The organism is Micromonospora sp. NPDC049107, from assembly GCF_040648595.1.
In the GTDB taxonomy this organism is placed as follows: domain Bacteria; phylum Actinomycetota; class Actinomycetes; order Mycobacteriales; family Micromonosporaceae; genus Micromonospora.
In genome coordinates, this window is the sequence record NZ_JBEZEC010000017.1 from 1 (window position 1) to 20,617 (window position 20,617).

At 71.8% G+C, this 20,617-nt stretch carries 25 protein-coding genes; 4 read left to right on the forward strand and 21 right to left on the reverse strand.

The features are described 5' to 3' along the window. Window positions 1-121 precede the first annotated feature (121 nt). Window positions 122-478, reverse strand: coding sequence for a hypothetical protein (locus tag AB0B55_RS30930; RefSeq protein ID WP_357175627.1), 357 nt, complete (start codon window positions 476-478; stop codon window positions 122-124). Window positions 479-768: 290 nt separating this feature from the next. On the opposite strand from AB0B55_RS30930, the gene AB0B55_RS30935 reads away from it, so the two are divergent. After that, on the forward strand, window positions 769-1,065 hold the full coding sequence (locus AB0B55_RS30935) for an MTH1187 family thiamine-binding protein (protein ID WP_357133265.1): 297 nt from the start codon (window positions 769-771) through the stop codon (window positions 1,063-1,065). A 143-nt stretch (window positions 1,066-1,208) separates the two neighbouring features. Continuing rightward, on the forward strand, window positions 1,209-2,651 hold the full coding sequence (gndA, locus tag AB0B55_RS30940; RefSeq protein ID WP_357133263.1) for an NADP-dependent phosphogluconate dehydrogenase: 1,443 nt from the start codon (window positions 1,209-1,211) through the stop codon (window positions 2,649-2,651). Window positions 2,652-2,755: 104 nt separating this feature from the next. On the opposite strand, the gene AB0B55_RS30945 is transcribed toward gndA, so the two are convergent. From AB0B55_RS30945 to recO, 5 genes are all read right to left on the reverse strand, one after another. Further along, window positions 2,756-3,517 (reverse strand): pirin family protein, encoded by a 762-nt coding sequence (locus tag AB0B55_RS30945; protein ID WP_357175632.1) that lies wholly within the window; start codon window positions 3,515-3,517, stop codon window positions 2,756-2,758. Further along, window positions 3,514-3,714 carry a thioredoxin reductase gene (locus AB0B55_RS30950; RefSeq protein WP_357133259.1) on the reverse strand — a complete coding sequence of 67 codons (201 nt, stop codon included), beginning with the start codon at window positions 3,712-3,714 and terminating at the stop codon, window positions 3,514-3,516. The genes AB0B55_RS30945 and AB0B55_RS30950 overlap by 4 nt, the downstream gene beginning before the upstream one ends. Window positions 3,715-4,119: 405 nt before the next feature. After that, window positions 4,120-4,305, reverse strand: a complete 186-nt coding sequence (locus AB0B55_RS30955) for a hypothetical protein (protein ID WP_357133257.1) — start codon at window positions 4,303-4,305, stop codon at window positions 4,120-4,122. A 68-nt stretch (window positions 4,306-4,373) separates the two neighbouring features. Continuing rightward, window positions 4,374-5,186, reverse strand: a complete 813-nt coding sequence (locus tag AB0B55_RS30960; RefSeq protein WP_357133255.1) for an isoprenyl transferase — start codon at window positions 5,184-5,186, stop codon at window positions 4,374-4,376. Continuing rightward, on the reverse strand, window positions 5,183-6,100 hold the full coding sequence (gene recO, locus AB0B55_RS30965) for a DNA repair protein RecO (RefSeq protein ID WP_357133253.1): 918 nt from the start codon (window positions 6,098-6,100) through the stop codon (window positions 5,183-5,185). Before recO ends, AB0B55_RS30960 begins: the two co-directional genes overlap by 4 nt. A gap of 101 nt (window positions 6,101-6,201) precedes the next feature. Here recO and AB0B55_RS30970 point away from each other — a divergent pair, with 101 nt between their 5' ends. Continuing rightward, complete coding sequence (locus AB0B55_RS30970; RefSeq protein WP_357133251.1) at window positions 6,202-7,008, forward strand: DUF4097 family beta strand repeat-containing protein; 807 nt, start codon at window positions 6,202-6,204, stop codon at window positions 7,006-7,008. Here the strand turns inward: AB0B55_RS30970 and AB0B55_RS30975 are convergent. The 12 genes from AB0B55_RS30975 to AB0B55_RS31030 form a co-directional block, all read right to left on the reverse strand. Beyond that, window positions 6,995-8,113: an acyltransferase gene (locus AB0B55_RS30975; protein ID WP_357175635.1), complete on the reverse strand. Its 1,119-nt coding sequence runs from the start codon at window positions 8,111-8,113 to the stop codon at window positions 6,995-6,997. The genes AB0B55_RS30970 and AB0B55_RS30975 overlap by 14 nt on opposite strands. Before the next feature lie 75 nt (window positions 8,114-8,188). Continuing rightward, complete coding sequence (gene era / locus AB0B55_RS30980; protein ID WP_357175637.1) at window positions 8,189-9,094, reverse strand: GTPase Era; 906 nt, start codon at window positions 9,092-9,094, stop codon at window positions 8,189-8,191. After that, on the reverse strand, window positions 9,091-9,477 hold the full coding sequence (locus AB0B55_RS30985) for a cytidine deaminase (protein WP_357175640.1): 387 nt from the start codon (window positions 9,475-9,477) through the stop codon (window positions 9,091-9,093). Before AB0B55_RS30985 ends, era begins: the two co-directional genes overlap by 4 nt. Then, window positions 9,470-10,894, reverse strand: a complete 1,425-nt coding sequence (locus tag AB0B55_RS30990) for a hemolysin family protein (protein WP_357133373.1) — start codon at window positions 10,892-10,894, stop codon at window positions 9,470-9,472. Before AB0B55_RS30990 ends, AB0B55_RS30985 begins: the two co-directional genes overlap by 8 nt. Continuing rightward, on the reverse strand, window positions 10,870-11,343 hold the full coding sequence (ybeY, locus tag AB0B55_RS30995; RefSeq protein WP_357133243.1) for an rRNA maturation RNase YbeY: 474 nt from the start codon (window positions 11,341-11,343) through the stop codon (window positions 10,870-10,872). Before ybeY ends, AB0B55_RS30990 begins: the two co-directional genes overlap by 25 nt. 15 nt (window positions 11,344-11,358) lie before the next feature. Next, on the reverse strand, window positions 11,359-12,417 hold the full coding sequence (locus AB0B55_RS31000) for a PhoH family protein (protein ID WP_355053214.1): 1,059 nt from the start codon (window positions 12,415-12,417) through the stop codon (window positions 11,359-11,361). Between the two features lie 159 nt (window positions 12,418-12,576). Beyond that, on the reverse strand, window positions 12,577-12,885 hold the full coding sequence (locus tag AB0B55_RS31005; protein ID WP_357133241.1) for a helix-turn-helix domain-containing protein: 309 nt from the start codon (window positions 12,883-12,885) through the stop codon (window positions 12,577-12,579). Between the two features lie 123 nt (window positions 12,886-13,008). Next, window positions 13,009-13,842 (reverse strand): PhzF family phenazine biosynthesis isomerase, encoded by an 834-nt coding sequence (locus AB0B55_RS31010; RefSeq protein WP_357175642.1) that lies wholly within the window; start codon window positions 13,840-13,842, stop codon window positions 13,009-13,011. Between the two features lie 41 nt (window positions 13,843-13,883). Then, the gene (locus AB0B55_RS31015; RefSeq protein ID WP_357175712.1) at window positions 13,884-14,561 is read right to left on the reverse strand and encodes an HAD-IA family hydrolase; all 678 of its coding nucleotides are present in this window, start codon (window positions 14,559-14,561) and stop codon (window positions 13,884-13,886) included. Beyond that, on the reverse strand, window positions 14,561-15,565 hold the full coding sequence (locus AB0B55_RS31020) for a nitronate monooxygenase (protein ID WP_357175645.1): 1,005 nt from the start codon (window positions 15,563-15,565) through the stop codon (window positions 14,561-14,563). The genes AB0B55_RS31015 and AB0B55_RS31020 overlap by 1 nt, the downstream gene beginning before the upstream one ends. Window positions 15,566-15,654: 89 nt before the next feature. Further along, on the reverse strand, window positions 15,655-16,011 hold the full coding sequence (locus AB0B55_RS31025) for a VOC family protein (RefSeq protein WP_357133235.1): 357 nt from the start codon (window positions 16,009-16,011) through the stop codon (window positions 15,655-15,657). A 32-nt stretch (window positions 16,012-16,043) separates the two neighbouring features. After that, window positions 16,044-16,403, reverse strand: a complete 360-nt coding sequence (locus AB0B55_RS31030; RefSeq protein ID WP_357133233.1) for a histidine triad nucleotide-binding protein — start codon at window positions 16,401-16,403, stop codon at window positions 16,044-16,046. A 93-nt stretch (window positions 16,404-16,496) separates the two neighbouring features. On the opposite strand from AB0B55_RS31030, the gene AB0B55_RS31035 reads away from it, so the two are divergent. Beyond that, window positions 16,497-17,258 (forward strand): SDR family oxidoreductase, encoded by a 762-nt coding sequence (locus AB0B55_RS31035; protein WP_357175648.1) that lies wholly within the window; start codon window positions 16,497-16,499, stop codon window positions 17,256-17,258. A gap of 295 nt (window positions 17,259-17,553) precedes the next feature. On the opposite strand, the gene AB0B55_RS31040 is transcribed toward AB0B55_RS31035, so the two are convergent. The 3 genes from AB0B55_RS31040 to hrcA all read right to left on the reverse strand — a co-directional run bounded on the left by AB0B55_RS31040 (window position 17,554) and on the right by hrcA (window position 20,534). Continuing rightward, a complete protein-coding gene (locus tag AB0B55_RS31040) occupies window positions 17,554-18,288 on the reverse strand; it encodes a 16S rRNA (uracil(1498)-N(3))-methyltransferase (protein ID WP_357175651.1) in 735 nt (244 codons plus the stop codon). 1 nt (window position 18,289) lies between these two features. Next, a complete protein-coding gene (gene dnaJ / locus AB0B55_RS31045; protein WP_355053230.1) occupies window positions 18,290-19,438 on the reverse strand; it encodes a molecular chaperone DnaJ in 1,149 nt (382 codons plus the stop codon). 73 nt (window positions 19,439-19,511) lie between these two features. Then, entirely contained in the window at window positions 19,512-20,534 is a 1,023-nt protein-coding gene (gene hrcA / locus AB0B55_RS31050) for a heat-inducible transcriptional repressor HrcA (RefSeq protein ID WP_355053206.1), read from the reverse strand. Between the last annotated feature and the right edge of the window lie 83 nt (window positions 20,535-20,617).

Below are 20,617 nucleotides of genomic sequence, written 5' to 3' on the forward strand. Positions count from 1 at the left end.
CGGGCGGGCGGAAAGATCCGCCAAACTTCAGGGATGTAGTGGCCTCCCACACTGACGAGGCCACTACATCCCTGAAGTTGCTGTCACCGAATCGTGGGCCCGCGCGGGCTCAACGGCTCGGTCAGCTACGCCGGAAGGCGTAGCGGCGGGTCTGCCCGGCCGGCTGGCTTCGGCCGCCGGCCGAGCGGTTGCCCCCGCCCGTGGGCGGCCCGGCGGTCGGCGCCGAGGGTCGGCTGGCCGGCGTGCGCAGATCCTCCACCGCTGGCGCGTCGACAGCCGCCGGCACATCGACGGGCAGCGCCGCGTCGGCCGGGACAGCTCCGGGCCGGAGCGGCTCGCCGGTAGCCGCCGGGTCAACCAGCGCCGCCAGCGGCAGCGGCTCGCCGGTAGCCGCCGGGCCGTGGTCGGCCGCCGGGATCTTTCCGGGCGGGGTCGTCTTCGGGGTACGGGACTTTCTCGGGTTACGCCTGGCGGGCATCCGGGCCTCCTTCGGTGCCGACCGTCCCGGCCGTTCCCGCGCTGGCGGTCGGTCGGATCGGCTGGTGACCGCCGCGGCGCGACGGTTCAGTGGGAAGGGACTGCTCACCGGGGGTCAGGCAGGCTCGAGGCCGCCGAACGGCGGGAATGGAGACGCGCGACGCCCGGGAGCGCACGGACCGCGACGCGGGGCGGCGGACCGGCTCGGAAGTGGGGCGTCAGTTACGCATGCCGGAACCCTAACCACCGACTGGGGAGACGCGCATCCGAATTTACTGGCACGATCGGCAGATGCTGATCGCGTTCTCGATCACCCCGCTGGGCGGCGGCGACTCCGTGGGCGACCTCGTGGCAGAGGCGGTACGGGTGGTCCGCGAGTCCGGGCTGCCGAACCGGACCGACGCCATGTTCACCACCGTCGAGGGCGAGTGGGACGAGGTGATGGCGGTGGTCAAGCGGGCCGTCGACGTGGTGGCCGCGCAGGCGCCCCGGGTGAGCGTCGTCCTCAAGGCCGACGTCCGGCCCGGAGTCACCGACGCGCTCACCGCGAAGGTGGCGCGTGTGGAGGAACGACTGGCCCAGGGGTGAGCGGGTACCTCGGTCGGCCGGTGGACGCGGTGGACGGACGGGCCGCGACCAGGTAGTGACCCGCCGTGGGACGACCTGCCCGTGAGGCCGGATGCCGCGATACCGTCGCAGGGACAGTTCGACGGCGAGAGGTGGCGGCACGAATGGCTCAGCAGGCGACAGCGCAGATCGGCGTGACCGGGCTGGCGGTGATGGGCCGGAACCTGGCCCGCAACCTGGCCCGTAACGGCTTCACCGTGGCGGTGCACAACCGGTCCCCGGAACGCACCCGCAGCCTCGTCGCGGAGCACGGCGACGAGGGCACCTTCGTGCCCGGTGAGTCGATGGCCGACTTCGTGGCGTCGCTGGAACGACCCCGCGCGGTGATCGTGATGGTCAAGGCCGGTGCGCCCACCGACGCGGTCATCGACGAGTTGGTGCCGCTGCTGGATGAGGGCGACATCATCGTCGACTGTGGCAACGCCCACTTCGCCGACACCCGCCGGCGCGAGGAGTCGCTGCGCGCGCAGGGGCTGCACTTCAGCGGCACCGGCGTCTCCGGCGGCGAGGAGGGCGCGCTGCTCGGCCCGAGCATCATGCCGGGTGGCTCGACCGAGTCGTACGCGAAGCTCGGGCCGATGTTCGAGAAGATCGCCGCCCAGGTGGACGGTGTGCCGTGCTGCACGCACGTCGGGCCGGACGGCGCCGGGCACTTCGTCAAGATGGTGCACAACGGCATCGAGTACGCCGACATGCAGCTCATCGCCGAGGCGTACGACCTGCTGCGGGCCGGGCTGGACGTGACCCCGGCGGAGATCGCCGAGATCTTCCGCGAGTGGAACAACGGCGAGCTGGAGTCGTTCCTCATCGAGATCACCGCCGACGTGTTGGCGCACACCGACGCGGCGACCGGCCGGGCGTTCGTCGACATCGTGCAGGACCGGGCCGAGCAGAAGGGCACCGGCCGGTGGACCGTGCAGAGCGCCCTGGACCTGGGCATTCCGATCACCGGGATCGCCGAGGCGACGTTCGCGCGCTCGCTGTCCGGGCACGTCGACCAGCGCGAGGCGGCCCGCCGGGCCTTCCCGGACGCCGGTGAGAAGTGGCAGGTCGCCGACCGGGACGCGTTCGTCGAGGACGTCCGCCGGGCGCTGCTCGCTTCCAAGATCGTCGCGTACGCCCAGGGTTTCGACCACATCCGGGCCGGCAGCAGCGAGTTCAACTGGGACATCGACCTGGGCGGTACGGCGACCATCTGGCGGGGTGGCTGCATCATCCGGGCCCGCTTCCTGAACCGGATCCGCGAGGCGTACGACGAGCAGCCCGACCTGCCGACGCTGCTGGTGGCGCCGTACTTCGCCGAGGCGGTCAGCGCGGGCGTGCCGAGCTGGCGGCGGGTGGTGGCCGACGCGGCGCAGGCGGGTGTGCCGACGCCTGCGTTCTCGTCGTCGCTCGCGTACTTCGACGCGCTGCGGGCCGAGCGGCTGCCCGCCGCGCTGATCCAGGGCCTGCGGGACAACTTCGGCGCGCACACCTACCAGCGTGTGGACCGCGACGGCTCGTTCCACACCACCTGGGCCGGCGACAAGACGGAGTCCCCGGCCTGACGACGCGGGCATGATCGCGCTCCATCCATGATGTAGTGGCCTCCCGCCGCCGGGAGGCCACTACATCCATGTTCAGGCGTGATTATGCGAGGCATCGCGAGCGCTCAGGCGACGGTGGCGTGCATCTCCCACACGAGGATCTCCGCCGGCTCGTCGGCGGTGACCCGTCGACCGCCGGTCATGGTGAGCCTCGCCGCGTCGCCGGTGCCGAGTGGACCGCTGTCCTCCAGGGTGACCGTGCCGTCGGGCACGTACACGTGCACGAAGGGCGCGTCCGGAATGGTGACCTCGTCGCCGGGGCGGAGGCGGGCGGCGTGCAGGGTCGCGTACCGGTTGCGGATCCGGATGGCGGACGCGCCGTCGTAGCGGTCCATTCCGGAGGCGATCGGCACCAGGCCGCCGCGCAGCAACTCGTCCTCGATCTCCAACTGCTCGTAGCCGGGGTCGACACCCTGCTCGTCGGGGAGCACCCACATCTGCACGAAGTGCACGGGGTCGCTGTGCGGCTCCTGGTCGTTGAGCCGCCAGGCGTCGTTCTTCTCCGAGTGCAGGATGCCGGTGCCGGCGCTCATCCGCTGCGCCAGGCCCGGATAGATCACCCCGGAGTGGCCGGTGGAGTCCTGGTGCACGAGTGAGCCCCGCAGCACCCAGGTGACGATCTCCATGTCCTGGTGCGGGTGGGTCTCGAAGCCGGCGCCCTGCCGGACCACGTCGTCGTTGTTGACCAGCAACAGACCATGGTGGGTGTTGGCCGGGTCGTAGTGCCGGGAGAACGAGAAGGAGTGCTTCGAGTCCAGCCAGGAGATCCGGGTGGCGAAGCGGTCCTCGGCGCGGCGTACGTCGACCGCCGGGGCGGCTGCGGTCACCAGGCACGCTGCCCGGCGTCAGGGATCGACGGCGCCCAGGTCAGGGCCGGCTCTCCGGTGGCCAGTTCGGCGATCTCACCGGTGCGCAGCGCGGGCGTGTGACCGAACTCGGCGCAGTGCTGCTCGGCGATCTCGGCGCAGATCTCGGCGACCTGCTCGCAGATCGGATCGCCCAGGTCGGCCGCGTTCAATGCCATGATCATCTTGTACCGCAGATCCCGCACACCCACCCCCACCCGTAGTTCCGCTCCCCCTCCCGAACCCTACCGACCCCCACCCCGCCAAGCCCCAAAACCCACAACCCACCAAACCCCCGCCCGACCCACCCCCGCCCCGCGCTCACCCCGCCCCGCCCCGATCCACCCCGCCCCGATCCACCCCGACCCGACCCGACCCCGTCGATCATGGAGTCGTGGTGCTGAACGAAAGTCGTGAATACGGTCAAACCGGCCACCACAACTCCATGATCGACGGGGCGAGGCGAGCGGCGGGGCGAGGCGAGCGGCGGGGTGACGCGAGCGACGGGGTGAGGCGAGCGACAGAGCTAGACGCACGCGCCGCCCCGCACGTTGTGCGGGGCGGCGCGTCAGGACTGTGTTGCGTTACCAGAACCGGCGACGCTTGGCTTTCTGCGGGCGGATCAGGTCCGCGCCCCTCGTCAGCAGCCGGGTCGCCCCGGAGGGGCCACGACGGGCCTCCAGGGTGTGGCTGAGTCGACGCGCGCCGGCCGCGGCCAGTGGCGCCGCGACGGCCATCACCGCCCACTGGGCAATGCGCTTCTGGATCATGTGGGTTCACCTCCGTCAGTGGCTCCTGACGTTCCTGATACCCAGCGTGACGTATGGGTAAGCCTCGCTCAGGCCGTCGGAGCCACCGGATTGGGCAGCGCGCCCCCGAAGCGCCGGTCCCGCTGGGCGTACAGCTCGCACGCGTACCAGAGGTGGCGGCGGTCGAAGTCCGGCCACAGCGTGTCGAGGAAGACCAACTCGGCGTACGCGGTCTGCCAGAGCAGGAAGTTGGAGATCCGTTCCTCGCCGGAGGGCCGCAGGAACAGGTCAACCTCTGGGATCTCCGGGTGGTAGAGGTACTTCGCGACGGTCTTCTCGGTGACCTTCGCCGGGTCCAGTCGACCGGCCGCGACGTCCCGGGCGATCGCGGCGGCGGCGTCACCGATCTCGGCGTGCCCGCCGTAGTTGACGCAGAACTGCAGGGTGAGCGTCGAGTTGTCACGGGACATCTCCTCGGCGGTCTGCAGCTCGGAGATGACGCTCTTCCACAACCGCCCCGGACGCCCCGACCAGACCACCCGGACGCCCAGGTCGACCAACTGGTCGCGGCGTCGACGGATAACGTCCCGGTTGAACCCCATGAGGAAGCGGACCTCGTCGGGCGAGCGCCGCCAGTTCTCGGTGGAGAAGGCGTACGCCGAGAGGTAGGGGATGCCCATCTCGATGGCCCCCTCGATCGTGTCGAAGAGGCTGTGCTCGCCGGCCTCGTGCCCCTTGGTGCGGGGCAGCCCGCGGTCCTTGGCCCACCGGCCGTTGCCGTCCATCACGATGGCCACGTGCTTCGGCACCGCCCCCGCGGGCAGCGCCGGCGGCCGGGCGCCGGACGGGTGGGGCGTCGGTGGCGTCGGCTCGCGCCGACCGGACCTCGTCGATCGGATCACTCGGCTCTCTCCTTGCTCGTGCCGTCCGCTCCGGAACCGACGTCACCGCCCGGCCGGAGCATCCCGGCCCCGGACCCGACGTCACCGCCCGGCCGGAGCATCCCAGCCCCACCGCCACCCGGCGGCGGGACCGTACCGGCGACCGGGGTGGTGCTCCGGTCGACCAGCGGCAGCGAGCGTAACGCGCGTTCCAGGTGCCACTGGAGGTGCGCCGCCACCAGGCCGCTGCACTCCCGTCGTACCCCGGTGTCGGTGGCATCGGCGACCACCCAGTCGCCGGTGGTCAGCGCGGACATCAGGTCGATGGTGGCCGGCGCGGGGTGAGCCGCGCCCGGCGGCCGGCAGTCCGGGCAGACCGCGCCGCCGGCCGGCACGGAGAACGCGCGGTGCCGCCCGGGGGTGCCGCAGACGGCACAGGCGGTCAGCGCCGGCGCCCAGCCGGCGAGGGCCATCCCCCGCAGCAGGTACGCGTCGAGCACGAGGGTGGTGTCGTGCTCGCCCCGGGACAGCGCCTTCAACGCCCCCACGGTGAGCTGGAACAGCCGCAGCGATGGTTCCCGCTCGACGGGTGTCAGCCGCTCGGCGGTCTCGGCGATCGCGCTGGCCGCCGTGTAGCGGGGGTAGTCGCCCAGGAACCGCTTGCCGTACAGGTCGATGCCCTCGACCTGGCTGACCGTGTGCAGCGAGCTGCCGTGGTTGCCCTTGGGGTCACCGGCGAGTTGCAGGTCGACGTGACCGAACGGTTCCAGGCGGGCGCCGAACTTGCTCATGGTGCGCCGGACTCCACGGGCGACCGCCCGCAGTCGGCCGTGCCGGCGGGTCAGCAGGGTGATGATCCGGTCGGACTCGCCGAGCTTCTGCACGCGCAGCACCACCGCGTCGTCGCGGTAGAGCTGTCGGCGGTACCCGGCCATCGGACCATTCTCCCTCGGGGTGTGAAATCAGGGTCGCTTCGGGGTGGACGCGAGGATGAACCCCGATGCGCCGGGCCGACGACCGCCGTTAGCGTGCTGCCATGGCACCGCACCAGAGCACCGCCGTCCGCCGTCGCCGCGCCGCCGCGCCCGTCGCGTTGGGGTTGTCCACCGCCCTCATCCTGCTGGCCGGGTGCGACAACCTGTCGTTTCGTCGGCTCGACTACGACGACACCGAGCCGGTGAAAATCACCACCATCCGGGTGGACGGGGGCTCCGGGGACGTGATCATCCGAGGCACCGGCGCGGCGGGCGAGGCGCGGATCAAGCGGGTGGTGCGCTACCAGGGCGGCGAACCCAAGGCGCGGTACGAGATCAAGGACAGCGAGTTGGTGTTGAACACCGACTGCGGTGACCGGTGCAGCGTCTCGTACGAGGTGACCGTGCCGGCAGGCGTGAGCGTGCAGGGCGACAACGGCTCGGGCGACGTCGAGCTGACCAAGGTGGGCGCGGTGAAGCTGCGGCTGGGCTCGGGTGACGTACGGATCACCGAGGTCACGGGCTCGCTCGACGTGGAGACCGGCTCGGGCAACATCGACCTGAGCGAGGCCGGTTCGACGGTACGGCTGCGGGCCGGCTCCGGCGACGTCAGCGCCCGCCGGGTGGCCGGCGCGACGGACGCCGAGGCCGGCTCGGGCAACGTGACCATCGAGTTGGAGACGCCGACCTCGGCGCGGGCGCACGCCTCCAGCGGAGACGTCAGCCTGCTCGTACCGGCGGGCAGCTACCGGGTCCGCTCCAGCACCGGCTCCGGCGACGCGCGGATCACCGTGGCGGACGACCCGGTGGCGTCCCTGGTGCTCGACGGCTCGGCGGGCAGCGGCGACGTCACCATCAGCGAGCGTTGATCTCGACCGTCGCCGCCTCGGCGGGCAGCCGCTGCGCCGGCACGGTGGCCCGCCCCACGGTCTCGCCGATCGCAGGCCGATCTGTCCGGCCGTTGCCGGGGACGGCCGGCGAGCCGACGGGGACCAGTTCCGGGCGGCGGCGGGCGGCGACGTCCTCGACCCAGCCGACGGCCAGCGTGACCAGACCGACCAGCGCGAAGACCAGCAGCACCCGTACCGCCAGTCCCACCGGGTCCTGGTGGGACCAGCCGACCACGTCGACGAGCGGGGTGAGCGCCACCACGAACGGCAGGTGCCAGAGGTAGATGGTGAGCGCCCGCCGGTTGACCACGGTCACCGCCCGGTCGGCGAGCCGGCTGCGCGACAGCCAGGCCACCCCGGCCGGCGCCCGGCCCAGGACGACCAGGATGAACGCGGCCGACCAGAGGGCGTTGCCCAGGTGGTTGTCGTTGAGGTCGTACCCCCGTGGGCCGGGATGCGTGACGATCCAGGCCCCGCCGACGACGGCGAGGGCCAGCGCGAGCGGGTACAGCACCCGGCCGGTGAGGCGGCGCAGCATCCCGGCGTGGTGGGCGAAGCCCAGCACCCACGCGCCGAAGTACAGCCCGAACTCGCGCACCACCGGCGGCGCCGGGTAGATGCCCACCTCGATGGTCACCAGCAGCAGGTACGGGGCGAGCAGGGTGGCAAGCGGGGCCCGCCGGAACAGCCAGAACGCGACCGGTGAGGCGAACACGAACCAGAGGTAGTCGCGCAGGTACCAGATGACGCTCAGCGCCAAGGCGCCCCAGTTGTTGGCCGGCGGGTCGGCGATCGGGAACAGCCACAGCAGCACCCGTGGGGACAGCGGCAACCCGGTGAACAACATGGCCGGCACGAAGACCACCGCCACCACCCACAGCGACGGCAGCAGACGGCGCAGCCGACGGCCGACCGCCGCCGGGCCGGACCGGGCGAGCGAGGCGGCCATCAGCGAGCCGGCCAGCGCGAACATCACCGACATGGCGGGGAACACCAGAGTGAGGGTCGCCCACCCGGTGACGTGGTAGACGACGACTCGAACGATGGCCAGGAAACGGAGCAGATCGAGATATCTGTTGCGCATCAGCCTGCATCTGGATCGGGGGCGCGGGGGTTGCCCTCTCCCCTACCCGGCCCGACCCACGAGCCAAACGACGCCTCAGAAACCCAGCTTGCGCAACTGCCGTGGGTCGCGCTGCCAGTCCTTCGCGACCCGGACGTGCAGGTCGAGGTAGACCCGCGAGCCGAGCAGCTCCTCGATCTGCCGACGGGCGGTGGTGCCGACCTCCTTGAGCCGGCTGGCCCGGTGGCCGAGCACGATCGCCTTCTGGCTGGGACGCTCCACGTACACGTCGGCGTAGATCTTCATGAGCTGGCCCTCGGGGATCATCTCCTCCACCACCACGGCGATGGAGTGCGGCAGCTCGTCGCGGACCCCCTCCAGGGCCGCCTCCCGGATCAGCTCCGCGACCAGCACCTGCTCCGGGTCGTCGGTCAGCATGTCGTCGGGGTAGAGCTGCGGCGACGGCGGCAGGTACTTCGTCATCACGTCGACGAGGGTGCCCACCTGGTGCCCGGAGACGGCGCTCACCGGCACGATCTCGGCGAACTCCCCCAGCTCGCTGACCGCGAGCAACTGCTCGGCCAACCGACGCTTGTCCACCAGGTCGGTCTTGGTGACAACCGCCAGCACGGTCGCCTTCAGCTCGGCCAGCTCGCCCGTGATGAACCGGTCACCGCGCCCGACCGGCTCGTCCGCCGGGATGCACAGGCCGATGACGTCCACCTCGGTCCAGGTGGAGCGGACCAGGTCGTTGAGGCGCTCGCCGAGCAGCGTACGAGGTCGGTGCAGGCCGGGCGTGTCCACCAGGACCAGCTGCGACTCCGGGCGGTGCAGCACCGCCCGGATGACGTGCCGGGTGGTCTGCGGCTTGTTCGACGTGATCGCGATCTTGGTGCCGACGATCGCGTTGGTCAGGGTGGACTTCCCCGCGTTGGGACGGCCGACGAAACAGCCGAACCCGGCCCGGTACGGGCGGGCCTCCGGGTCGCGCACCGGGCTCACTCGGTCACCGTGCCGAGGACCGTGCCGTCCGGGGCGGCGACGTGGATCGGCGCGTCCGGGGCGAGGTCACGCACCACCGCGTGCCCCGCGCCGTCCAGCGTCGACGCCTCGGTCACCACCGCCGCCGCCTCCAGCCGACTCGCCCCGGCGGCGACCGCCGAGGCGACCGCCAACTGCAGCGCGGTGAGGGTCAGCGAGGGCAGCGCCACGCTCGCCGCCGCGTACGTCCGACCGTCCTGATCCCGGACCGCGGCGCCCTCCACGGCACCGACCCGCGCACGGGCGCCCCGGGCCAGGACGACGAGCTTGCCGTCCTCGGCGCTCAGCGGCGCCGGTGCGCCAGGGGTGGGCCGGGCGGTGGGCGCGGCGGGTGTCTCAGGCATCGGCGGCTTGCCTCTCGTCGTCTCGGTAGTGGTTCGGGTCGCTGCCGGGGCCGGCGTGCTCGCCGCGCCCGGTGGCGTCCTGCGTGTCGCCCGACTCCACCCTGCTCACCAGGACGGTGTCGATCCGGTTGCGCCGACCGGTGGTGCCCTCGGCGACCAGCCGGAGACCGGCCACCTCGACCTCCGCTCCGGGGATCGGCACCCGCCCCAGCGACTGGGCGAGCAGGCCACCGACCGTCTCCACCTCGTCGGTGGGCAGGTCGGTGTCGAACAGCTCGCCCAGGTTCTCCACCGGCAGGCGGGCCGTGACCCGCACCGAGGAGTCCGCGAGGCGCTCGACCGGCGGGCGTTCGACATCGTACTCGTCGGTGATCTCACCGACGATTTCCTCCAGGATGTCCTCGATGGTGACGAGGCCACCGGTGCCGCCGTACTCGTCGACCACGATGACCAGGTGGTTGCGTGCCGCCTGCATCTCCGACAGCAGGTCGTCGACCGGCTTGGACTCCGGCACGAAGGTCGCCGGGCGCATCAGCTCGGCCACCGGCACCTGCTCGGCGCCCGGGTCGCCGCCGCGCGACCGGCGGATCAGGTCCTTGAGGTAGAGCACCCCGAGTACGTCGTCGACGCTCTCGCCGATGACCGGGATGCGGGAGAAACCCGAGCGCAGAAAGAGCACCAGCGCCTGGGCCAGGGTCTTGCCCTCCTCGATCCACACCATCTCGGTGCGCGGCACCATCACCTCGCGGGCGATGGTGTCGCCGAGCGCGAAGACCGAGTGGATCATCTGGCGCTCGCCGTGCTCCACGACGCCACGCTGCTCGGCCAGGTCGACCAGCTCACGCAGCTCCACCTGGCTGGCGAACGGCCCCTCCCGGAAGCCGCGGCCCGGGGTGACCGCGTTGCCGATCAGGATGAGCAGCGACGCGAGCGGGTTGAGCGCGCGACCCAGCCAGCGGACCAGCGGCGCGACCGCCCGGCCCACGGCGTACGCGTGCTGCCGGCCGATGGTGCGCGGGGCGACACCGACCACCACGAAGCTGACCACTGTCATCGCGCCCGCGGTGACCAGCGCTGCCCGCCAACCCGCGCCGAAGCTGTCCACCGCGACCAGCGCCACCAGCGTGGTGGCGGTCAGCTCGGCGAGCAGCCGCAACAGCAGCAGCAGGTTGAGGTGCCGGACGACGTCCCCGGCCACGACCTGGAGGGTACGGGCACCGCGCACGCCGTCCCGGGCCAGTTCGGCGGCCCGGGCCGGCGAGACCGCGGCGAGCGCCGCCTCGGTCATCGCGATCACGCCGGCCAGCACCACCAGGCCGGCCGCGAAGACGATCAGTTGCAGGTCGGGAAGGCCGGCCGTGGGGCCGACCGCGAGTAACACAGGAGTGGACATCACGGGGTGCGGGTCGACCGCCAGCTCGCCAGCAGTCGGGCCTGGAGGCCGAACATCTCCCGTTCCTCCTCCGGCTCCGCGTGGTCGTACCCGAGCAGGTGCAGCACGCCGTGCACGGTGAGCAGGTGCAGCTCGTCGGCCGGGGCGTGCCCGGCGGCCGCGGCCTGCTTGGCCGCCACCTCGGGGCAGAGCACAATGTCGCCGAGCAGGGCCGGTTCGCCGCCGGCCGGTGCGGTCTCGCCCGGACCGTGGTCGACGCTTCCCTCGTCCATCGGGAAGGCGAGCACGTCGGTGGGGCCGTCCCCGCCCATCCAGCGGTGGTTCAGCTCGGTCATGTAGTCGATGTCGACCAGCAGCACGGACAGCTCGGCGAGGGGGTTTACCCCCATCTCGTCGAGGGCGTGCCGGGCGACGGCGAGCACGGCGTCGGTGTCGACGTCGACACCGGACTCGTTGGCGATCTCGATGGACAACTGCTTTCCTCTGCTTTAGCGGCGGCGGCCGGCCCGGCCGCCCTGGGCGGGTCGCCCGGGTACGGCATGGACGCCCTGCGCCTGCTGGTTCTCCCGCTCGGCGTCCCAGCGGGCGTACGCGTCGACGATCTCCCCGACCAGCCGGTGACGCACCACGTCGGAGCTGGACAACTGGGCGAAGTGCACGTCGTCGACGTTTCCCAGGATCTCCCGGACGACGCGCAGCCCGCTGCTCGTCCCGCCGGGGAGGTCCACCTGGGTGATGTCACCCGTCACGACAATCTTGGAGTTGAAGCCGAGCCGGGTGAGGAACATCTTCATCTGCTCGGGCGTGGTGTTCTGCGCCTCGTCCAGGATGATGAACGCGTCATTGAGGGTCCTACCGCGCATGTACGCCAGCGGGGCGACCTCGATCGTGCCGGCGGCCATCAGCTTCGGGATCGACTCCGGGTCGATCATGTCGTGCAGCGCGTCGTAGAGCGGGCGCAGGTACGGGTCGATCTTCTCGTTGAGCGTGCCAGGCAGGAAGCCCAGCCGCTCGCCGGCCTCGACCGCCGGCCGGGTCAGGATGATCCGGTTGACCTGCTTCGCCTGCAACGCCTGGACGGCCTTCGCCATGGCCAGGTACGTCTTGCCGGTACCGGCCGGGCCGATGCCGAAGACGATGGTGTGCGAGTCGATCGCGTCGACGTACCGCTTCTGCCCGAGTGTCTTCGGGCGGATGGTGCGCCCGCGGCGGGAGAGAATGTCGAGGGTCAGGACCTCGGCGGGCCGCTCGGCGCTGCCCTGCTCGAGCATGCCGACGGTACGCCGGACGGCGTCAGTGGTCAGGGTCTCGCCTTTCTCGATGAGTTCGAGCAGCTCACTGAAGACCCGCTCGGCGAGGGCGTTGTCGGCGGGAGCGCCGGTGATGGTGATCTCGTTGCCGCGGACGTGCACGTCACTGGCGACCGAGCGTTCGACGAGGCGCAGGATCTCGTCACCCGCGCCCAGCAGATTGACCATGATCTTGGGGTCGGGCACGGTGATCCTGGTCTGCACCCGGGGCGGGCCGGGAGGTGGGGTGCCAGTCATAGGTCGGGCCGAGGGGCCCTGCGCACCTGCTCTCAATCTCGGCGCCGGCCCAGCTGGCACGGCGTGCGGACGTTACACCCATCGTATCGGTTCAACGCGGGCCGCATCGCGCCCATTTCCGCTGGCCGCGATCAACTCGCGACCTGCGGTGGAGAAGCGTCAGGGGCGGTGATTCAGGGGTTCATCTTCCGCGTCCTCGCCCCGGGCCGAGGCCCACGCGTGGGACCAGCGCACGAGCGGGCGCAATGCCTGGTAGGCGCCGCGCCCCAGCTCCGTGAGCGTGTAGGCGGTGTCCGGCTGCTGGGCGACGAGGTGGGCGTCAAGTAGTTCGGTGAGCCGTTGCCGCAGGACGCTGGAGGACATGTTGTCGCAGCGCTGCTGCAGCGCGCGGAAACCGAGCGGCCCGTGCTGCAACTCCCAGACGATGCGCAGGTTCCAGCGGCGGCCAAACAGGTCGAGGGCGGCCATGAGGGGTCGTCCGGTACTCGATCCGCGTACCGGCTGGCCTGGCCTGGGTACCGTCATCGCCGTTGCGCCCCTCTTGATGCTCGATGTCCGATACAGCAGTGTCCAGTGCGTTGATTCGTCGCCTCAGTCTCCGTCGCGGACGACCGCCAACCCGCCGACCCGGGTCGTGATGCCCGCCGGCCCACGTCGGGCCGAAGCGAGCACGCTGGCGGGTCGACCGAGGGTGTCACCCTGCTCCACCTCGATCGCGACGGTCTGCGCCCCGGTCGAGTCGAGCAGGTGGGCGGCGAGGCAGCCGGTGCTGTTGGCGTTGGCGACGTCCTCGTCGACGCCGATGGCCGGCGCGAACATCCGCGCCGCACCCGGTCGGTCGCCCAGCGGCGGCACGTACACGAAACAGCCGAGGAGCCCGTACCGCCGACACGCCGCAGCCAGCCTGCCGGGGTGTGGGCAGACTCGGACCAGCGCCGACCGGTCGCGGACCGGTACCAGCATGCGCGGTGCGCCGGGCGCAGCGATCCGTGGCCCGTCCTGAGGATGCGGATCGTCCGCCCTGAGCCCGAGCGCGTCGACGATCGCGGCCCACTCGTTCGGCGCCGGGTGACGCAGTGCGACGAGTCCCTGGTCGAACCACACCTCGATGCCGCCGGGGCGGCGGATCGCGACGGTGTCGAAGGTGCGCCCGCCGGTGTGTTGGCGATCCTTGAGCTCAGCGCGCCCGGCACGCATCAACCGGACGGCCTGCGCGGCAACGGTGCCGTGGCCGCAGCCGGACAGCTCGCCGGTGGCGGTGAAGAAGCGGACCGGCCAGCCGCCGTCCCGCGTCCGACCCGGGCCGACGAACGCCGCGTGCGAGGTGCCGGCCGCGGCAGCCACCGCACACCGGTCGGGGTCCGTCGCCGCCGGGTCGTCGTCGGTGACGGCAGTGGGGCTGCCACCCCGACCGTCGCGCCGCACGCACGCATCGACAACCGTAATCTCCGGCCAGACTACGTCGTTCACCGGTGCGCCCTGTCCAGCCAGTCGGTGATGAGGGGGATGGTGTCGCCGAGGGTGTCGACGCGGTGGTGTGCGCCGGCGAGTTCGTCGTCGGGATGGGTGGTGCGTACGGCGATCACTGTCATGCCTGCGGCTCGGGCTGCTTCGATGCCTGCGGGGGCGTCCTCGATCACCAAGCAGTCGGACGCCGGGAGGTCGAGTAACTGCGCGGCTTGCAGGTAGCCCTCGGGATCGGGTTTGCCCAGCCGGACGTGGCCGCTGTCGACCAGCACGGGAGGATCGGGTAAACCGCCTGCGAGCAGACGGTGCAGCACCGTCGGAGCTCGGCCGGAGGTGACGACGCCCCACCGCCGGCCGGTCAGCAGACGCAACACCTCGGCGGCATCGGGATACACGGGAAAAGCGTCACCCTCATCGGCCATGAGCTCGCGGACCAGCAGGTATTCGGCTTCCGCATCGAGCTGTGGCGCTACGACCGCGATGGTGTCGACGGGCCGGCGACCATGGGTGTGTGACCAGACCAGGTCAGGGTCGAGGTTGCGTTGCGTCGCCCATTGGCTCCAGATCCGGCGGTAGGCAGGGTACGAATCGATGAGCACACCGTCGACGTCGAACAACACTGCCTTGTCAGCAGCGCCCGTGCCGATGTCGTGCAGGCGATGTGACCCTTGATCCATCACGCGGCCAGGTCGTGCAGGGCGCCGACCGTGGTGGCCGCCTGTACGGCCATGTCGTGGATCAGCCGGGCGGCGGGGAGGACCTCGTGCACAAGGTGCACCGACTGACCCGCGTACAGCGCCATGTCTTCCAGGTCCCCGGTCATGTCGGGCAGCGGTATCAGATCCCCGTACCGATAGTGGTCCTCGTCGGCCGCGTCCACCGCCACGACATCGCCCTCGCCGGGCCGATGCGGTGCCTGCGGCGAGCCGGCGGCCTCCCACCGTCGGAGGGTCCCGTTGCGCAACGCCCGGTGCGGCGCGTGCGGCCAGCCGCCGTCGAAGCACCGGGTGTACACGGCGTCCACGCCGGCGGCGGTGATCAGATGCCGCCGATACACCTCATGCGTGGCAGCCTCGGCGGCAGCCAGGAAACGGGTGCCCAGCATGACGCCCTGGGCGCCGAGCGCCAGCGCCGCCGCGACCCCCCGGCCGTCCGCGATCCCACCCGCGGCAACCACGGGTACGGGGCCGACCGCGTCGACGACGGCGGGCACCAGGGCCATCGTGGACGTGCTGCCGCGGACATGACCGCCGGCCTCCCAGCCCTGTGCCACGACGACGTCCACGCCGTCGGCGACCGCGTGGACCGCTTCGGCGACCTCGCCGACCGTGTGCAGATGCAGCGCGGCCGCCTTGCGGATGCGGGCATTCGCCGGCGACGGGTCTCCCCAGAAGGTGGAGATGGTCGGCACTCCCTCTTCCAGGCACACCGTCAGTAGGTCGTCCACCGGAAAATCGAGAACCAGGTTCGCGCCGAACGGCCTCGTGGTGAGTTGGCGAGTTCGCCGGATGGTGCGCCGTGCCTCTTCGGGACTCTGCCAGGTCAAGGCCAACATGCCGAGGCCACCGGCCTCGGATACGGCTGCGGCCAGGTCCGGTCCCGCAGCCGAACCCACCGGCGCCTGGATGATCGGCAGCCCGATGCCCAGCCGTTCGCACAGGGCGGTGCGCAATCCCCTCACGAGCCCCCCCGAGTGCTTCGAAAATCGAATCGGTCGGCTCGGACGTTACTGCTTCGGATACCGAAGCGTCAACAGGGCGTGACGGGCCGTCAGCGGTAGTACTGGACCAGGCAGAATTCGTGGTCCTCCGGGTCGGCCATAACGACAACCACGCCCTCGTCGTAGTCGTGCCGCTCGCCGGTGTACCGACCACCGAGATCGATGACCAGGGCCATGGCCTCGTCGATCCGGTCAACGGAGATGTCGAGGTGAATCCGTACCTTGCCGGTCCTGGCTTCCGACACCGGCTGGAACACCAACCGTGGCTGAGGTTCACCACGTTCACCGAGGTAGACCCAACCCTGCTGCGACGGACCGGGCTCGCGACCGAGCAGACCGCTCCAGAATCGGGCTACCCGCTCGGGGTCGAGGCAATCAATCGTCACACCGGACCAGACGTTGGCCATGCGCCGATCCTGGCAGAGCGTCGGGCCGGCCGTCAGGTCAGGTCTCGGGCGAGCATCGGGCCCAGTGGCGCGCCGCCGAGCAGGTGGGCGTGCACGTGGAACACCTCCTGCCCGCCGTACGCCCCGGTGTTGAACATCAGCCGGAACCCGTCGCCGAGCAGCCCCTCGTCCTCGGCGACCGCGGCAGCCGTGGCCAGCACCGCCCCGGCCAGCGCCGGGTCACCCTCGGCGAGGGTGGCGACGTCGGCGTAGTGCTCCTTCGGAATGACCAGGACGTGCACGGGGGCCTTCGGGCCAATGTCGCGGAAGGCGAGCGTGGTGTCGGTCTCGCGGACGACGGTGGCCGGGATCTCCCCGGCGACGATGCGGCAGAACAGGCAGTCGGATCCCATCGGGGCAGTGTAAGGAAGGGCACCTTGCTAACGCCTGAGGTATAGGAAGGGGCCCTTCCTTACAACTGGGGGTGCTCAGGCAGGATGGCCGGCATGACGGATCGGGCGGTTCTGGTGACGGGGTCCTCGCGCGGCATCGGCCGGGCGGTGGTGGAGGCGTTCGCCGCCAGTGGGGACCGGGTGGCTATCCACCACCGCGACTCCGCCGAGGCGGCCGAGGAACTTCGCGCCGGGCTGCCCGGGTCGGGGCACGTGGTGGTCCGCGCCGACCTCACCGACCCGGCCGCGGTCCGCACCATGGTCGACCGGGCCGCCGATCAGCTCGGTGGCCTGGACGTGCTGGTCAACAACGCCGGCACGTACGGCGACCGGGACGTCCCGCACCCGGTCTTCGGCACCTCGTACGAGGAGTGGCAGGCGCGCTGGCGGCAGGTGCTGGAGACCAACCTGACCGGTGCGGGGAACGTGATCTGGTGCGCCGCCCAGCACCTGCGCCAGCGGGGTGGCCGGATCGTCAACGTGTCCTCCCGGGGCGCGTTCCGGGGCGAGCCGGAGCAGCCGGCGTACGGCGCCAGCAAGGCGGGGCTGAACGCGCTCGGTCAGTCCCTCGCCGTGGCGCTCGCGCCGTACGGCATCACGGTCGCCACGGTGGCGCCGGGTTTCGTGGCGACCGACATGACGACCGAGCACCTGCGCGGCGAGCGGGGCGCGGCGATCCGGGCGCAGAGCCCGTTCGACCGGGTGGCCCGGCCGGAGGAGATCGCGGCAGCGGTGCACTGGCTGGCCTCGCCCGAGGCCGAGTGGGCCTCCGGCACGATCGTCGACCTCAACGGCGCTTCGTACCTACGCAGCTGACCTCGCGATTCACGCTCGGCGCGGCGTTCGCCGACCGACCGGCGGTGCGCTGCGCCTCCTGCGGGCGGACGGCCGACACCACTGTGAGCGTGATGCCTGTCAGTCATCTTGATGACTGACAGGCATCACGCTCACAGGAGTGAGCGGCTCCGATCCGCCCGCATCACCGGCCCGCGAGCCGCAGGCACCAGCGGCCGAAGCGAACGCGGGCCCAGGCTGGCGGCCGAAGCCAGCGGCGGCAGGGTGGCGGCCGAAGCCAGCGGCGGCAGGGTGGCGGCGAGTCGGGGGTGGGCGACTACCAGCGGCCGAGGCGGGTGGCGAGCACGCTGAGCGCGGCCACGCCGGCCGTGGAGGTACGCAGCACCTCCGGCCCGAGGCGTACCGGCCGGCCACCGGCCTCACGGAAGGCCGTCAGTTCGGCCCGGTCGATGCCGCCCTCGGGGCCGACCACCAGGACGATCTCCCCGGCCGACGGCAGGTCGACGCCGGTCAGCGGCTCGTCGGCCTCCTCGTGCAGGACGAACCCGGCGGCGGCGCCGGCGATCCGGCGGGCGACCGTGGCGGTGGACTCGTCCGGCGCGCCGGCCACGACGGGCAGCCAGGGCCGGCGGGCCTGTTTCGCCGCCTCGCGGGCGGTGGCCACCCATTTCTCGCGTGCGCGTACGCCCCGGTCGCCGCGCCACTGGGCCACCGAGCGCGACGCCGCCCAGGGCACGATCTCGTCCACCCCGACCTCGGTCATCGCCTGCACGGCCAGCTCGCCCCGGTCACCCTTGGCGATGCCCTGCACGGTGACGATCCGGGGTACGGGCGCGTCCGCGTACCCCCGGGAGGTGACCGCGACCTCCAGGCTGCCCCGGCCGACGGTGGTGACCACGGCGGCGGCCGTGCCGCCCCGACCGTCGGCGAGCAGCAGCTCCTCGCCGACGCGCAGCCGCTGCACGGTTGCGGCGTGGTACCCCTCCGGGCCGTCCAGGGTCAGCGCGTCACCGGTGGGCAGCGCCTCCACCAGGAACAGCGGCGCCGACACCTCAGGCGTGCCCGTTGAACGCGTCGCGCATCCGGGAGAAGAAGCCGCCCTGCTTGGTCAGCTCGGCGACCTCCTCGCCCCGGGTCTTGGCGAAGTCGCGCAGCATCTTCTCCTGGTCGGGGTCGAGCTTGGTGGGCGTCCGGACGTCCAGGTGCACGTAGAGGTCGCCCCGGCCGGTGCCGCGCAGGTGCGGTACGCCCCGGGCGCGCAGTCGCAGCGTGCTGGCCGGCTGGGTGCCGGCCTTGACGTCGACGGTCTCCTCGCTGTCCAGCGTCTTGATGGTGAGCCGGGTGCCCAGCGCGGCGGCGGTCATCGGCACGGTGACGCGGCAGTGCAGGTCGTCACCCTTGCGGGAGTAGACGTCGTGCGGACGCTCGTGGATCTCCACGTAGAGGTCGCCGGCGGTGCCACCGCCCGGGCCCACCTCACCCTGCTGGGCCAGCCGGATCCGCATGCCGTCCTCGACGCCGGCCGGGATCTTGACGGTGAGCGATCGGCGGGTGCGTACCCGGCCGTCACCGGCGCAGGTTGGGCAGGGGTGCGGGATGGTGGTGCCGTAGCCCTGGCAGACGGTGCACGGCCGGGCCGAGACCACCTGGCCGAGGAAGGTGCGCTGCACGGACTGCACCTCGCCGCGGCCGGCGCACGCCTCGCAGGTGGCCAGGTGGGTACCGGCCGCGGTGCCGGCGCCCGAGCAGGTGGTGCAGAGCACGGCGGTGTCCACGGTGATCGGGGCCTCGACGCCGAACGCCGTCTCGTGCAGGTCCAGTTCGAGGCGCAGGATCGCGTCCGCGCCCGGACGGGTCCGTGGACGCGGCCCGCGGCCGGCGCCGCCCGCGGCGCCACCGAAGAACGCGTCCATGATGTCCTGGAAACCGACGAACGGGCCGGCTCCCCCCGGACCACCCGGGCCGCCCGCGCCCCCGCCGCCGGGGGCGAGCGGGTCGCCACCCAGGTCGACGATCTGCCGCTTCCGGTCGTCCGAGAGGACCTCGTACGCGGCGTTGATGTCCTTGAACTTCTCCTGGGCCTCCGGGTCCGGATTGACGTCCGGGTGGAACTGGCGTGCCAGCTTGCGGTAGGCGCGCTTGATCTCGTCATCGGAGGCTTCCCGGCTGACACCGAGGATGCCGTAGTAGTCCCTGGCCACTGCGTTCCGTGTCCTCATGTTCGTCTCGCGTTGCGCCGACCGGCGGCCGCAGCCGGCCGTCGGCCCTGACTGGTCAGTTCTGGGCCAGCAGCTCGCCCACGTAGCGTGCCACGGCGCGCACCATGGCGATATTGCCGGGGTAGTCCATCCGGGTCGGCCCCAGCACTCCCAGGCCGCCCACGATGGTGGCCCCCGGGCCGTACCCGGTGCTGACCACCGAGGCGGCACGCAGGTTGTCGAACTCGTTCTCGTCGCCGATCAGCACCCGGGTCGTGCTGGGCTCGGTCTCGCCGATGAGCTTGAGGAGCACGACCTCCTCCTCCAACGCCTCCAGGATGGGCCGCAGCGAACCCTGGAAGTCGAGCAGACCACCCCGGGTCAGGTTGGCGGTGCCGGCCAGGGCGATGCGTTCCTCGTGCCGCTCGACGAGCGTCTCCAGCAGCACGGTGGAGAGCGTGGTCATGGCCGGGCGCAGCTGCACCGGCGCCTCTTCCACCAGCGCCTGCACCAGCGGTGGGGTGTCCGACATGCGCTCACCGGCGAGTTTCTCGTTGACCAGGCGACGCAGGTCGGTGACGTCGTCGGCGGGCACCGGTCCGGGCAGCTCCACCAGCCGCTGCTCCACCCGGCCGGTGTCCGCGATCATCACGAGCATCAGCCGGGTGGTGGAGATCGGCACCAGCTCCAGGTGGCGGACCGAGGAGCGGGCGAGGCTCGGGTACTGCACCACGGCCACCTGCCGGGTCAACTGGGCGAGCAGCCGTACGGTGCGGTGGACCACGTCGTCGAGGTCGACGGCCCCGACGAGGAAGCGCTCGATGGCCCGGCGTTCGGCCGGACTGAGCGGCTTGACCCGGGACAGCCGGTCGACGAAGAGCCGGTAGCCACGGTCGGTGGGCACCCGGCCGGCGCTGGTGTGCGGCTGCCGGATGTAGCCCTCCTCCTCCAGCACGGCCATGTCGTTGCGGACCGTCGCCGGGGAGACCCCGAGCTGGTGCCGCTCGACCAGCGCCTTGCTGCCGACCGGCTCCTGGGTCGAGACGTAGTCCTCGACGATGGCGCGGAGCACGGCGAGCTTCCGGTCGTCCAGACCCATCCTCCGCACCTCCTGTCGCACGTCGGCCGCCGGCCCACCCGGGCCGACGGACCGTCCTGGCACTCGACTGTAACGAGTGCCAG

Coding starts and splice junctions, on each gene's coding strand:
- AB0B55_RS30930 (WP_357175627.1), bottom strand. CDS start 478: ATGCCCGCCAGGCGTAACCCGAGAAAGTCCCGTACCCCGAAGACGACC.
- AB0B55_RS30935 (WP_357133265.1), top strand. CDS start 769: ATGCTGATCGCGTTCTCGATCACCCCGCTGGGCGGCGGCGACTCCGTG.
- gndA (WP_357133263.1), top strand. CDS start 1,209: ATGGCTCAGCAGGCGACAGCGCAGATCGGCGTGACCGGGCTGGCGGTG.
- AB0B55_RS30950 (WP_357133259.1), bottom strand. CDS start 3,714: ATGGCATTGAACGCGGCCGACCTGGGCGATCCGATCTGCGAGCAGGTC.
- AB0B55_RS30955 (WP_357133257.1), bottom strand. CDS start 4,305: ATGATCCAGAAGCGCATTGCCCAGTGGGCGGTGATGGCCGTCGCGGCG.
- recO (WP_357133253.1), bottom strand. CDS start 6,100: ATGGCCGGGTACCGCCGACAGCTCTACCGCGACGACGCGGTGGTGCTG.
- AB0B55_RS30970 (WP_357133251.1), top strand. CDS start 6,202: ATGGCACCGCACCAGAGCACCGCCGTCCGCCGTCGCCGCGCCGCCGCG.
- AB0B55_RS30975 (WP_357175635.1), bottom strand. CDS start 8,113: ATGCGCAACAGATATCTCGATCTGCTCCGTTTCCTGGCCATCGTTCGA.
- AB0B55_RS30985 (WP_357175640.1), bottom strand. CDS start 9,477: ATGCCTGAGACACCCGCCGCGCCCACCGCCCGGCCCACCCCTGGCGCA.
- AB0B55_RS31000 (WP_355053214.1), bottom strand. CDS start 12,417: ATGACTGGCACCCCACCTCCCGGCCCGCCCCGGGTGCAGACCAGGATC.
- AB0B55_RS31005 (WP_357133241.1), bottom strand. CDS start 12,885: ATGGCCGCCCTCGACCTGTTTGGCCGCCGCTGGAACCTGCGCATCGTC.
- AB0B55_RS31015 (WP_357175712.1), bottom strand. CDS start 14,561: ATGGATCAAGGGTCACATCGCCTGCACGACATCGGCACGGGCGCTGCT.
- AB0B55_RS31025 (WP_357133235.1), bottom strand. CDS start 16,011: ATGGCCAACGTCTGGTCCGGTGTGACGATTGATTGCCTCGACCCCGAG.
- AB0B55_RS31030 (WP_357133233.1), bottom strand. CDS start 16,403: ATGGGATCCGACTGCCTGTTCTGCCGCATCGTCGCCGGGGAGATCCCG.
- AB0B55_RS31035 (WP_357175648.1), top strand. CDS start 16,497: ATGACGGATCGGGCGGTTCTGGTGACGGGGTCCTCGCGCGGCATCGGC.
- hrcA (WP_355053206.1), bottom strand. CDS start 20,534: ATGGGTCTGGACGACCGGAAGCTCGCCGTGCTCCGCGCCATCGTCGAG.